Origin of the sequence: Psychroflexus tropicus DSM 15496, assembly GCF_000378765.1 — a bacterium.
GTDB classification, from domain to species: domain Bacteria; phylum Bacteroidota; class Bacteroidia; order Flavobacteriales; family Flavobacteriaceae; genus Psychroflexus; species Psychroflexus tropicus.
The window spans coordinates 15,759-28,578 of record NZ_KB905346.1; the positions used below are offsets into that span (position 1 = coordinate 15,759).

At 36.8% G+C, this 12,820-nt stretch carries 15 protein-coding genes; 13 read left to right on the plus strand and 2 right to left on the minus strand.

What is annotated here, in order from left to right:
- Window position 1: 1 nt before the first annotated feature.
- The 10 genes from F598_RS0112525 (at window position 2) to bioA (ending at window position 7,609) form a co-directional block, all read left to right on the plus strand.
- Entirely contained in the window at window positions 2-415 is a 414-nt protein-coding gene (locus F598_RS0112525) for a Na+/H+ antiporter subunit B (protein WP_019039413.1), read from the plus strand.
- Window positions 416-769 carry a Na+/H+ antiporter subunit C gene (locus tag F598_RS0112530; RefSeq protein WP_019039414.1) on the plus strand — a complete coding sequence of 118 codons (354 nt, stop codon included), beginning with the start codon at window positions 416-418 and terminating at the stop codon, window positions 767-769.
- Complete coding sequence (locus F598_RS0112535) at window positions 766-2,274, plus strand: proton-conducting transporter transmembrane domain-containing protein (RefSeq protein ID WP_026302710.1); 1,509 nt, start codon at window positions 766-768, stop codon at window positions 2,272-2,274. The genes F598_RS0112530 and F598_RS0112535 overlap by 4 nt, the downstream gene beginning before the upstream one ends.
- Before the next feature lie 6 nt (window positions 2,275-2,280).
- Entirely contained in the window at window positions 2,281-2,763 is a 483-nt protein-coding gene (locus F598_RS0112540; protein ID WP_019039416.1) for a Na+/H+ antiporter subunit E, read from the plus strand.
- On the plus strand, window positions 2,760-3,035 hold the full coding sequence (locus F598_RS0112545; RefSeq protein WP_019039417.1) for a monovalent cation/H+ antiporter complex subunit F: 276 nt from the start codon (window positions 2,760-2,762) through the stop codon (window positions 3,033-3,035). Before F598_RS0112540 ends, F598_RS0112545 begins: the two co-directional genes overlap by 4 nt.
- Window positions 3,028-3,423: a monovalent cation/H(+) antiporter subunit G gene (mnhG, locus tag F598_RS0112550; protein ID WP_019039418.1), complete on the plus strand. Its 396-nt coding sequence runs from the start codon at window positions 3,028-3,030 to the stop codon at window positions 3,421-3,423. The genes F598_RS0112545 and mnhG overlap by 8 nt, the downstream gene beginning before the upstream one ends.
- Complete coding sequence (locus F598_RS0112555) at window positions 3,401-4,558, plus strand: aminotransferase class I/II-fold pyridoxal phosphate-dependent enzyme (RefSeq protein WP_026302711.1); 1,158 nt, start codon at window positions 3,401-3,403, stop codon at window positions 4,556-4,558. Before mnhG ends, F598_RS0112555 begins: the two co-directional genes overlap by 23 nt.
- A gap of 1 nt (window position 4,559) precedes the next feature.
- On the plus strand, window positions 4,560-5,600 hold the full coding sequence (locus F598_RS0112560; RefSeq protein ID WP_019039420.1) for a carboxypeptidase-like regulatory domain-containing protein: 1,041 nt from the start codon (window positions 4,560-4,562) through the stop codon (window positions 5,598-5,600).
- The gene (gene bioD, locus F598_RS0112565) at window positions 5,593-6,216 is read left to right on the plus strand and encodes a dethiobiotin synthase (RefSeq protein WP_019039421.1); all 624 of its coding nucleotides are present in this window, start codon (window positions 5,593-5,595) and stop codon (window positions 6,214-6,216) included. The genes F598_RS0112560 and bioD overlap by 8 nt, the downstream gene beginning before the upstream one ends.
- A gap of 70 nt (window positions 6,217-6,286) precedes the next feature.
- A complete protein-coding gene (gene bioA, locus F598_RS0112570; protein WP_019039422.1) occupies window positions 6,287-7,609 on the plus strand; it encodes an adenosylmethionine--8-amino-7-oxononanoate transaminase in 1,323 nt (440 codons plus the stop codon).
- On the opposite strand, the gene F598_RS0112575 is transcribed toward bioA, so the two are convergent.
- The gene (locus tag F598_RS0112575; protein ID WP_019039423.1) at window positions 7,606-9,435 is read right to left on the minus strand and encodes a T9SS type A sorting domain-containing protein; all 1,830 of its coding nucleotides are present in this window, start codon (window positions 9,433-9,435) and stop codon (window positions 7,606-7,608) included. The genes bioA and F598_RS0112575 overlap by 4 nt on opposite strands.
- Window positions 9,436-9,479: 44 nt before the next feature.
- Between F598_RS0112575 and F598_RS0112580 the strand changes: the two genes are divergently transcribed.
- Window positions 9,480-10,901: a hypothetical protein gene (locus F598_RS0112580; protein ID WP_019039424.1), complete on the plus strand. Its 1,422-nt coding sequence runs from the start codon at window positions 9,480-9,482 to the stop codon at window positions 10,899-10,901.
- On the opposite strand, the gene F598_RS0112585 is transcribed toward F598_RS0112580, so the two are convergent.
- Entirely contained in the window at window positions 10,898-11,545 is a 648-nt protein-coding gene (locus F598_RS0112585) for a porin family protein (RefSeq protein ID WP_019039425.1), read from the minus strand. The genes F598_RS0112580 and F598_RS0112585 overlap by 4 nt on opposite strands.
- A gap of 160 nt (window positions 11,546-11,705) precedes the next feature.
- Between F598_RS0112585 and F598_RS0112590 the strand changes: the two genes are divergently transcribed.
- Together F598_RS0112590 and F598_RS0112595 are read left to right on the plus strand one after the other, a co-directional pair.
- Complete coding sequence (locus F598_RS0112590; RefSeq protein ID WP_019039426.1) at window positions 11,706-12,260, plus strand: YeeE/YedE family protein; 555 nt, start codon at window positions 11,706-11,708, stop codon at window positions 12,258-12,260.
- 4 nt (window positions 12,261-12,264) lie between these two features.
- Window positions 12,265-12,678 (plus strand): DUF6691 family protein, encoded by a 414-nt coding sequence (locus F598_RS0112595; RefSeq protein WP_019039427.1) that lies wholly within the window; start codon window positions 12,265-12,267, stop codon window positions 12,676-12,678.
- Window positions 12,679-12,820: the final 142 nt, after the last annotated feature.

Genomic DNA, 12,820 nt, shown 5'->3' on the forward strand with positions numbered 1-12,820 from the left:
TATGAGAACGATTATATTAAAATCAGCTTCAAGCTACCTTCTGCCGGTATTGTTATTGTTTTCAGTATTCATACTGTTAAGAGGACATTATCTTCCTGGAGGAGGCTTTGTAGGTGGACTGGTTGCAGCTATTGCTTTTGTGCTTGATGCCTTCTCTAATGGTCTGGACAAAACTAAGTCTGTCTTAAAATTTCATCCTGGATTTTTAATGCCTCTGGGTCTTTTGATCGCATTTTTTAGTGGAATTTCTCCCATTATTTTTACAGATATGCCTCTCATGACCGGACTGTGGGCAGAAAATCCAATTCCAGTCATAGGATATATAGGCAGTGCATTGTTTTTTGATCTTGGAGTTTACTTAGTGGTGATAGGAGCGTCCTTAACCATCATTTTCACAATTTCAGAATCGGCTTAAATGGAAATTATACTTGCTATTATTACAGGTGTTCTTTATGCTTCAGGCGTTTACATGATCATGCGCAGAAGTATGGTAAAGCTTATTTTAGGCATTATTTTACTCGGTAACGGCGTCAATCTCCTTATTTTTCTTTTAGGAAGAATTACCAAAGGAGAGCCCCCAATCATTGATTCTGCTGAAAAAGTTTTGGAAGGGGTCTATGCCGACCCAGTGCCACAAGCTTTGATTTTGACGGCTATTGTTATCAGTTTTGGACTTCAGGCGTTTGCCATCATACTTGTAAAACGTACTTATAAAGTTTTAAAAACAGACGATTTAGATCAACTTAACACAACAGACGAAGATTCATGACAAACGATATCATCATACTGCCTTTAGTAGTCCATCTGTTCTTTAGCATCCTCCTCATGTTTTTCTGGAACAAAGTCAATTTTCAAAAAATCGTAAGTGTTGTAGGTAATGCAGTAGCTCTGGGCGTCGCCATATGGGTCTTCATTTTTGTGTACAATAATGGGACTTACATCGTCGAGTCTGGAAACTGGTCGGCTCCCTTTGGGATTGTTTTTGTTGGAGATATGCTGGCAGTGACATTAGTCCTTCTTACAGCTATTGCTGGCTTTGCTGTTTCCATTTTTTCCACGATATCTGTTATAAAAGCACGGCTGAGATTTGGATACTTCAGTGTTTTTCACTTTCTGCTGCTAGGACTTAATGGAGCCTTTCTCACCGGTGATATTTTTAATTTATATGTTTGGTTTGAAATCATTATCATTAGCTCATTTGTGCTCATCAGTATTGGAGGAGAAAAAAACCAGCTAGAAGGAGCCGTCAAGTACTTTGCATTAAATTTTTTCGCCTCCATGATTTTCCTGACGGCCTTAGGGGTTCTTTATGGACTTGTAGGAACACTCAATATGGCCGACATTTCCTTGAAAATTGCCGAGGTTGAGAACAGGACACTTGTGGAAATTAGTGCTGTACTCTTCCTGGTGGGATTTGGAATCAAGTCTGCTATATTTCCTCTTTATTTTTGGTTACCTGCGTCCTATCACACGCCGCCCTCAGCAGTCTCTGCAATTTTTGCAGGCTTGCTTACCAAAGTCGGCGTTTACGCATTAATCCGTGTATTTGCGCTCATTTATGGTGGAGATTCCTTCTTGACTATCCTATTGCTTACCCTGGCAATCCTGACCATTTTTAGTGGAGGTGTTGGAGCTATCATTCAGAATAACATCAAAAAAGTGTTTATGTACTTTATCATTTGTCATATTGGTTTTATGATAGGTGGACTGGCATTATATACTGAAATAGCCATGGCTGGGGTTATATTTTATCTCATTCACGATATCATCATCAAAACCAATTTGTTTTTGATGAGCGGGCTCATATACAGGATCAAAACCACGACCAACATGAAAAAACTGGGAGGCTTGTATGCTAATTATCCAAAATTGAGTCTTTTAATGGCAATACCTTTATTCTCCTTAATTGGTATACCACCATTATCGGGTTACTGGCCAAAAATTTCTCTCTTTTTAGCCAGTTTCAATGCAGAAGAATATTGGTTGTTTGGAGCTTTAGTTTTTGGAAGTTTAATAACACTTATCGTTATTGCTAAGCTTTGGTCGGAAGTCTTTTGGAAAGATCAACCTCAGCTAGATTTTCCAAAAAAGTTTATCTATTTTAATCAACTCAGGTTTGGTCAAAAGTTCACTTTTATCTTCCCTGTGGCATTTCTAACTTTTGTAACTTTATATATAGGTTTTGGTGCAGAACATATTCAGCAATTATCACAACGTATTGCTACTGAACTAATGAATAATGAATTGTATATCAATGCAGTTTTAAAACAATAACCCAAGATGAAAACCAAATTTTTATCCAACATACTCTTAACGCTGATCTGGGTATTTCTGACTGGTGAGTATAATTTGAATAATTTTTTATTTGGATTTGTCTTGAGTTTTGTGATTCTTTGGATATTGAGTGGTGTTGAAGATCAGGGAAAGTTAAAGTACTTTAAGATTGTCCCCAGAGTTATCAGTTTTATATTCTTCTTTATCTGGGAATTAACTAAAGCTAATATACAGGTAGCTTATGAAGTCATTACCCCTAAGTTCAACATGAAACCAGGAATTGTGGCCCTACCGCTAGATGCCAAGACAGACCTTGAGATTACGCTTTTGGCCAACTTAATTACCCTTACGCCTGGAACTTTAGCGCTTGATGTTTCTTCAGATCGGAGTGTTTTGTATGTTCATGGGATGTATGTAGAAGACAGAAAAGAATTTGTCGAAGACATAAAGCAGGGCTTCGAAAAACGCTTATTAGAAATTTTACGATGAACGTACACGATTTTTTATATTATATTATTTTACCGATTTTGTCGATATCTTCTCTTTTGGTCTTCGTCAGGTTTTTTAAAGGGCCAAGCATCGTCGATAGGGTTGTCGCTTTAGATCTTTTGATCACGATTGGTATTGGAATTATAGCCATATACAGTATACTGAGTAATAAGCCTACGTTTTTGGACATATCATTAGTCTTAGCGCTAATTGCTTTTTTAGGAACCGTAGCCTTTGCTTATTACTTAGAAAAAAGAAATAAAAATGACTGATATTTTAGTTTACATCACCTCCGGATTAGGAGCTGTTTTTGTGCTTTTAGCAGCTATAGGAACCCTTAGAATGCCAGATCAGTACCTGCGAATTTCAGTCAATACAAAAGCAGCGACTTTAGGCGTTGGACTTCTATTAACAGCTGCAGCATTATTTTTCCTAGAAACGTCAGTCACTACCAGGGTGATTGCGGTTATCATTTTTATTTTTATTACAGCGCCGGTAGGAGCTCACTTAATAGGAAGGACTTCCTATTTTATTGGAAATGCCTTATGGGGGAAATCGGTTACTGATGACCTGAAAGACAAATACAATAAAATTACACACGAACTGAAGGGACACGAAGAGAAGAAAGAAAATGAAGATGAAACCAAATCCAAATCCTAATTCTCCTTTTCCAGAATCTCTAAAAGAAAAGTTGTCTCAGCGCGGAAGGGATAATGCTTTAAGGTCTCTTCAACAAACCTATAAGGATTTAATCGATTTTTCTTCTAATGATTATCTTGGATTTTCATTCAACCAAAGTATTTCTGAGTTAGTGAGTGAAAAGCTTGATACTTATAAAAGCACTCATAAGTCAGCGACAGGTTCCAGACTTTTGACAGGAAATTATCCAATGATTGAGGATTTTGAATCCTACCTAAAAGGTTATTATAATTCTGAAGCTGCTACGGTTTTCAACTCCGGATACGATGCCAATCTTGGATTAATATCGGCGATAGGTCAAAGGCAAGATTTGATTCTCTACGATGAACTTTGTCATGCCTCTATAAGGGATGGTATTCAGTTGAGTCCTGCTAAGGCTTATAAATTCAAGCATAATGACTTAAGCGATCTCGAAGCTAAACTGTCGAAATTTAAAGATCAATTTGATTCAATATATGTGGTTTCAGAGTATGTATTCTCAATGGATGGTGATGACTCAGACCCGGAAGCCTTGATGAGTTTATGTAATCGTTTTCAAGCTTTTTTCATTCTTGATGAAGCCCATTCTATTGGTGTGTTAAATCGGTACGGCATAGATAACCTATGTTTTACGCCATTTGCGAGAGTTGTCACTTTTGGAAAGGCTTTTGGTGCTCATGGTGCTGTGGTTTTAGGGTCTAATGAACTTAAGACCTACCTTATCAATTTTGCCAAAAGCTTTGTTTACACTACTGCTCCTAGCCAAGAAACAACGGCTCGAAACTGGGCTTCACACCTCTATTTAGACCAAAACGCTAAAGCTTTTGAGACTTTAAAATCAATTATTCAATATTTTAAAGCTGAAGTAAGTTCTAAGCACTTATCGTCTTGTTTTATCGACAGCAATTCCGCCATTCAGTCCTGTGTCATTCAGGGTAACACAAAGGTGAAATCAGTTTCAAAACACTTGCAGAAGGAAGGCTTTGACGTAAGACCCATTCTTTCTCCTACAGTTCCTAAGGGAAAGGAAAGATTGAGGTTTTGTTTGCATAGTTTCAATACAAAAACAGAGATTTCTGAAATTTTAAGTAAATTAGGTCAATCTATAACCAATTGATATGAAATCTTATTTGACAGGCTTATTTTTGATATTATTTGTCTGCGTTCAAGGGCAGAGCATTGATGGTAAAATAGTTGATAAAAATAATAAGCCATTATCCAATGCTACGGTTTATTTTGACGGCAGCACTACAGGTACCTTAAGCAGAAGTGATGGTAGTTTTACAATCCAAACCAGCAATCGAAAAAACCTCATCTTAGTCGTAAGGTATATCGGCTACGAAACCGTTTATATAAAGGATCCAGACCCGGAAACCACCTACCAGATTGAACTATCTGTACAAGAAAACTTTTTAGATGAGGTAGTTCTAGAAAGTTCTCTATTTTCCAGAAAACAAATGCTTAAAGCTTTCAAGAGAGACTTTCTGGGTGAAACTAGAGCAGGAAGACGTTCAAAAATTTTAAATGAAGACGATCTGACTTTCTACTACGATAAAAACGACAGGATGCTTTTAGCCTCCTCTAAAAATCCAATTAAAATTGAAAACAAAGAGCTAGGCTACCTTATTGAATTTGATCTTATCGATTTCATATCTGAATTTTCAAGTCTATCGCTGCATAAAGCGTATTTGAGAAGTAATTTTTTTAGTGGGACTTCCTTCTTTCAAGAACTAGATGATAATTCTAAATATGAAAAAAAGAGAAAGAAAACATACTATGGCTCGCCTAAGCATTTTTTCAAAAGTCTAACTTCAAGACAATTAGAAGAAAATAATTTTGAACTGTATGATAACTCATTCAGAGCTTCTGTAGATTCGATATTTAAGGTGTTAAGCGTGCAGAATGGTTACGAAATCACCATTTTGAAAAACGATCTAGATCGTATAAAATCAGGATCTTTGCCTGGTAACTCAAAGTTTCAAAAGAAAATTACCATTTTGAATAAGAACGACCGATCTGACGTTAGCTTTAAAACCGAAACATTTTTTGTGGATAAGTACGGGAATCATACTCACATCGATCAAATTTTGTTTTATGGTGAAATGAGCAAAAGAAGGGTAGGAGACATGTTACCCATAAATTATAAACCAGATGAATAATATATATTTTATAACCGGAATAGGAACTGAAGTCGGTAAGACTATGATTTCAGCAATTGTAACCGAAGCTTTAGAGGCAGATTACTTTAAACCAGTCCAGGCGGGCGATTTAGATAATTCTGATACCGACAAAGTCAGGGCCTTAATTTCTAACACAAAATCCAAATTTCACAAGAATGCTTTCGCATTGAAAACTCCAATGAGTCCACATGCGGCGGCAGCTATAGATAAGATAGAGATAAAGCGGGAAGACATTAAAAGGCCTCAAACAGAGAATCATCTGGTCATTGAAGGTGCTGGCGGACTGTTGGTTCCCTTGAACTCTAAAGATTGCATTATTGATCTTCTGGAACCCTCAGACCGTATTATACTGGTTTCGAGACACTACTTAGGAAGCATCAATCACACCCTACTTTCTGTTGAAGCCCTAAAAAATAGAGGGTTTAAAAATATTGGACTTATTTTTAGCGGAGATAAACACTCTACAACAGAACAAATTATTTTAGAAAAAACTCAGCTTCCCCTAATTGGGAGAATTCAAGAGGAAAATGAGTTTTCAAAAGATGTGATCTCGAAACATGCCAAGGCTATAAAGTCTAAGCTTAAAGAAATTTAACTTATTAATATTATTCTTACAGGAAAGCAAGTAGTTTGAAGAACTGTAACTTTGCAAGAAATCACTAATTATGAAACTCTTTGGGAAGTCGATTTCTTTACCGTTTTCAAAGCCATCTATATCCAAACGTGACCAGAAATTTATCTGGCACCCGTTGACTCAACATAAATTGAATCCTGAGCTTCTGGCTATCAAGTCCGCGAAAGGTGCAGTACTAAAGGACGAATCTGGAAACACTTATATAGACGCCATAGCTTCCTGGTATACGAGTATGTATGGGCATTGCCATCCTTATATTACAAAGAAGGTGAAAGCTCAGGTCGATACCTTAGACCAGGTGGTATTTAGTGGTTTTACACATGAACCCGCTGTAGAATTGTCTGAGAAACTTATGCAGATCCTGCCGAAAAATCAAAACAAACTTTTTTTTAATGATAATGGGTCCACTGCTACCGAAATCGGTATCAAAATGGCGCTTCAATATCATCATAATAAAGGCAGCGATAGAAAGGTCATGCTAGCTCTGGAGGAAGGTTTTCATGGTGACACGTTTGGAGCGATGTCCGTCTCCAGCTTATCGGTTTATAATGGTGCTTTTGAGGATCACTTTATCGAGGTTATCAGGTTGCCAAAACCACTAGGACACAATAATGATACTGTCATAGCTCATCTTAAATTGATTTTGGAAGAGCATTCAATCGCAGGATTCATTTATGAACCTCTTGTACAGGGAGCAGCTGCCATGAAAACGTATGATCTTGATGGACTTAACAAAATTCTGAAACTATGTAAGTCTGAAGATGTTGTTTGTATTGCTGATGAAGTAATGACTGGCTTCGGTAAAACAGGAAAGCATTTTGCTTCAGATTATTTATCTGAAAAACCCGACGTCATGTGCTTGAGTAAAGCTTTATCCGCTGGAATGGTAGGTATGGGAATCACATCCTGTACCAAAAAAGTTTATCAGGCTTTTTATGCTGATGAAGTAGCTAAAGGCCTGTTTCATGGACATACCTATACAGGAAATCCTTTGGCCTGTGCTGCTGCTATTGCAGGACTTGAACTTCTCCAATCTCAGGAGATTCAGGAGTCTATCAAAAACATTATGAGTTTAAATCAAATGTTTGCCGATAAGATGCGTAAACATAAATCAATCGCAGATGTCAGACAGGTTGGTGTGATTTTAGCCCTGGATCTGGATGTAGAAATGGAACGTTACGGCAATGCCAGGGATGAGATGTTCAGGTTTTTTATGAAAAAAGGAATATTCTTACGACCGCTAGGGAAAACCATTTACATTTTACCACCTTATGTAATTACGGAGACTCAGCTGACTAAAATTTATGCTGCGATCGAAGACTTTTTAGACCACTTAGGTCAACAACAGCATTAGTGTTTTATGAATTTTAAGGTCTGTCGGGTTTTATCTTGACCAGTTAAAACAATCAGATAAACGCCGATAGGTAAGGAAGAGGCATCATATGTTGCGACCTGACCTTGATTTTTCAAATGGCCCTCTGCAACCTTTTGGCTTAGCAGAGAATAGACCTCATAGCGCAAATCGCTCTGTTTTGTATTTAGAGATCTTATTTTTAAAATGCCTCGGGTGGGATTAGGATAAATTTGAAAATTTTCTGTTGTAAAATCTTCTGAGGCCAAAGTTTCTGATTTGAGTACAAATCCATACCTCAACTCAGGCTCCGCTTCTACGATTTCATAATCAACAATTAAGTCTTGAGTAGATTCCAAAGGATATTCCTTATCCAAATAGAAATCTTTAAACACAATATCTGTTTCAGAAATTTGTTCTCCTTCGATTTTTAATTGATAATGATTTTGTTTTTTATTGTAGAAGCCAACCCTAACGGTATCAGTAGTAATTGGAAATTCTCTTTCTTCAATACTTAGGTATCGCCCTTCAGAATATATATAAATGCTTTCATCAAAATTGAATAGTTTTTTGGCATCCTTATCATCTACTTCTGAATTTGCTCCTGGTTTTAATTTTAGGCTTAAGGCATCTATCGCTTCATTTTCTTTTAAAAGTTTAAGGTTTATTCTAGTATTGATATTAAATGTTTCGACTTGTGGTTCTTCAATAGCTTTATCTGTTTCTCTAAAGGAAATATTTAAAGAAGAAGGACCCGTATTTAAAGCTTCTACAAAGACTGCCTGCCAGCCCTGGATAAATTGATTGGCCTCAGATCCTTGTTGATTAGTACCACCTTCATTCAATTCTACAGTGGCATAGCCGCCCCTTGTGTTTAGGGTGGGGTCATAAACATAAATATAATTGGAGTTTAACATAGGATTACGCTGAAGAACCAAATTCGCATCTATTGTGGCGTGGTAAGGATTACCTAATAATACAAAACTATTGTCAGTATTTAAATCAACGGATGAATTATAATTCAAAATACTTGGGTTTCCCGTTAATCTTAAAGTGGTTTCGGGACCCAAGGCAATATTTGAGTTTAAGTTGGTAGCTCGACTCCCACGAATCAATAATGAAAAGCTTTCAGCTTTACTAAGAGTTTTAACGTCTGTATTTGAAATGCTATTCCAGGACTGATTTGTATCATTCCATTTAAAAAAGGAAGGATTTCCAGATCCAGTAGCGTCAAAGCCGTTACTGCCGGTTTTTGATCCACTAATATGAGTGCCAAATCCTGGTAGGGTGTTGTTGTTATCATCAGGATAATTAGTTCCTGTATTATTTTGACCTTCCTGTAGATTGGTTCTTATGCTTTCCGAAGTGGATACTGGGCTGGAAAAGTACCTAAAAGCTCTGTTGGACTGCGGAATAAAACGTTCTATTACCATGTCTCCAAGTATAGTTCCTCCAGTGTTTTGTCCTATTTGAGCGGTAAGCGTATCATTACTTTTTAAAGTTAATCTAGCTTCTGGCTTAAAGGTGCCGCCGTGAATTTCAAAAGTTCTAAACACGTCCTGATGGCCAGAAATAACTTCAGCTTCGTTACCAGATTTATCGATACTGAAGTTTTCTATGACGCCGGTCCCACTAATAGTCTGTGTATTATCCCCAGACAATTTTAGATTACCTGAACCTAGTATTGTTCCATTGTTGGTCATGTTTCCACTTATGGACAATTCAGTAGAATTTTTGAGTACAATCTTAAAGGCATCATCGACATAGAACTGAGCCTGCAGTGATGTCATAAGAAAAATAAAAAAAGTAGTAGATATTAATTTAATCATAGAGCAAAATTAATAAATTTGCCACAACAAAAGTGATTTAAGTTATGAAAAAAAGTTTACTATACATATTAATTGCGTTATTAAATTTTTATTGGGTCGAAGCTCAGGTAGGAATAGGAACAGAATCGCCTAGTGCTTCGTCAATTTTGGATATAGAATCTACTGAAGAAGGAGTCTTATTGCCAAGAATGACTACCGCTCAGCGAGAAGCTATAGCCAGCCCCGCTAATGGACTCACTGTATTTGACAACGATGTACAGACTTATTACTTTTATAATGAAAATGAATCTCAATGGGAGCAATTGAGTACATCTCGACTGAAGCGAACCAACTATCAGCTCGTTCAGTCCGAAGATGATTTTCCAGCACCTTCTGGAGGTACAATTACTTTAGACTCGGATACCTTTTATGAAATCAACGGGATGATCACTCTCGAAAATTCAATAGAATTAAATGGCGCCTATATCTCTGGATTCGATTCCTTTGAAGATGGATTAGATAAGCCCACGGGAAATTTGTTTGTGGGCACTACTGGGGGAAGTCTTAGGTTTTTAACCTTATCAGGTGGGGGAAAAGCCTTCAATATTACTGGTGGACAATCCTTAATAGTTCAAAATTCCGTGTTTAAAGATTTTAGTAATGTGGGTAATATTACTGATGTTAGTTTTGTTTTCTTTAGCATAACTCAGTATGTCGGAAATTCTAATGGCATCACTTATAAAAATATAAATAACCTACTTTTAAGTAACTCCGCCTGGCAAGGTAATAATTCAGGAACCTACGAGAAATTTGAAGGAAGTTTTGATTTGATTCAAAAAGGAAGCGGATTTTCTGAAGCCAATGGAGCTTCAGTAGCTATTGATGTGTCTGAAAATCCGAGCGTAGGAAACGGAGTAATTACAGGAACTGCTTTCATAGGAGATTCTTCTACTAAAGTGAATAAATACACTTCTACCCCTATTAATCAAAATTTTACAAATGATTGGTTTGTTCAGGCTCCTGGAATTCAAGATGAGTACGATGATGTTGCGACTGGAAATATTTATTATGATGGAGAGCTGGACACAGGTTATGGAATAAGTTCAGCAGCAGTTGACACCCCATTTAAATTGACTGGTGGAGATAAGACTTCAAATTTACTAAGGTTTACATCAGATGCAAATAATAGATTAACGTATGAAGGTAAAGAGGCGCAAGCTTTTTCGATAAACGCTTCTTTGTCAGTAAGAGGTACGAATAGGGCTGGTGATTTTTATGCTTTTTTTATAAGAGTCAACGGAAATGAAACATTAAATAGGACGAACGCTATATTTTTGGTCGAAAACACAACCAATGTATCTAGTGTATCACTATCAGGAACAGTAGTTTTAGGGCCAAATGATTACGTGGAAATTTGGTGTCAAAAATTAACAGGAACTCAGAGTGGTAATCTGACTATTTTCTCCCAAAATCTTAATGTAAATTAAAATACATAACCCACAGAAAAACTCCAGATGCTATTAAATTGATCGCCTGGAGTAGGGTCACTTATATCATTCAAACTTTGGGTGTAACGGGCTTGGAGCATAAAGTTTGGACTCAATTTGTAGCGGAGTCCGCCAGCTAGGCCTACATCTAAGTCTTTATAATTCTCTTTACTGCCTATGGTTTCAGTTTCGCTATTCACCTGTCCTGTTTCTCCAGTCGTTACACGTTCACGTTCCAATTCAGCATCCACTAAGTAACCTACTTGAATTCCGCCTTCTATCCAAAGATATTCTACCACATTATAACTGGCTAAAATGGGTAAGTTGATGTATTGCATTCTTAAGACTTCATCAAATTCAACATCTTGCCCAGTTTCTGGGTTGAATTCATTAAATTCGTTGGTAAAGCCTTGCTCAGAATATAGCAACTCAGCCTGAATCCCTAATTTTGGAAGGATCTTATACAATCCATACATTCCTATGTTCATGGAAGCTTTAGACTCTATACTCGAGTCTACATCTCCCGAAAACGTGGAAAGGTTAACTCCTCCTTTAAAGCCGTATTCGAAGTACTCCTGTTGAGCATTGGAATTAGTAAAACATAAGATTGTTATAAGGCTAAAAGCTATAATGGGTAATTTCATAATTTGAATTTTGTATAAAATTAGTCTTTTTGGATACGTCATCCCTAGTGTTAATTCAATTTTAACCTGATTGAGTTTTAGAACTGAAAAATAAGACTTGAGTAACTATTGTTACAGCTTTTCTAATGAATTAAGCTTTAATTTGCAGCAAAAATTAATTATGGAATGGATAACAAATCCCTGGCCCTGGTATGTCTCCGGGCCATTAATTGCTTTAGTGATGTTTGTTTTGCTTTTTGTAGGTAAACAATTTGGCATGTCTTCCAACTTAAGAACCGCTTGTTCTATTGGTGGTGCTGGAAAAGTATCTGATTTTTTTAAATTTGATTGGAAAAAAGAACGCTGGAATTTAATCGTTGTGTTGGGGGCAATTATTGGTGGATTTATTTCAGCCAATTATCTATCAAGCAATACAGTAGATATTAACCCTGAAGTTGAAAGTAAGCTTGAGTCTTACGGGATAACTAGTTCTGGAGAAGCTTATTTACCAACTGAAATTTTTGGACCTGACAGCTTAAACGATCCAAAAATTTTAGCCGTACTAATTATTGGAGGATTTCTTGTTGGTTTTGGTGCCAGATACGCCGGAGGTTGTACATCTGGGCATGCGATTTCAGGACTTAGTAATCTTCAGCTTCCTTCGTTGATCGCAGTAGTTGGCTTTTTCATCGGTGGCCTCGTCATGATTAATTTTTTATACCCCTTAATTTTTTAGCAGCATGAAAACAATAGTTTATATAATAATAGGCGTATTTTTTGGAATAGTAATGTACAAGTCTGAAGCAGCGTCCTGGTTTAGGATTTATGAAATGTTCGAGTTTGGCTCTTTTCATATGTATGGTATTATTGGTTCAGCACTTGCCATAGGTGTAATTGGTGTTCAAATTATTAAGCGAAATAACATCAAAGCTCTTGGAGGACAGGCGATGGAATTGAAACCTAAGACAATGAGTATTCCACGCTATCTCATAGGAGGCATTTTATTTGGTTTGGGTTGGGCGCTTGCCGGAGCCTGTCCTGGTCCTATGTATGTTTTAGCAGGTGCGGGATATGGTTCCATTTTGATAGTCATAGGCGGGGCCTTGTTGGGTACATTTGTCTATGGTTTAATAAGACATAAATTGCCGCATTAACTAGCCATTGCTGTTCAATAACTTTAATAAAACCTCCCTCATTTAGGGAGTTTTTTATTTGTAATTAAACCTATACTCACTTTTTCAGTCTTAATTTAAATCTCAATTGAATTAGTCAATTGATTAAAAAATAAAAACTCAC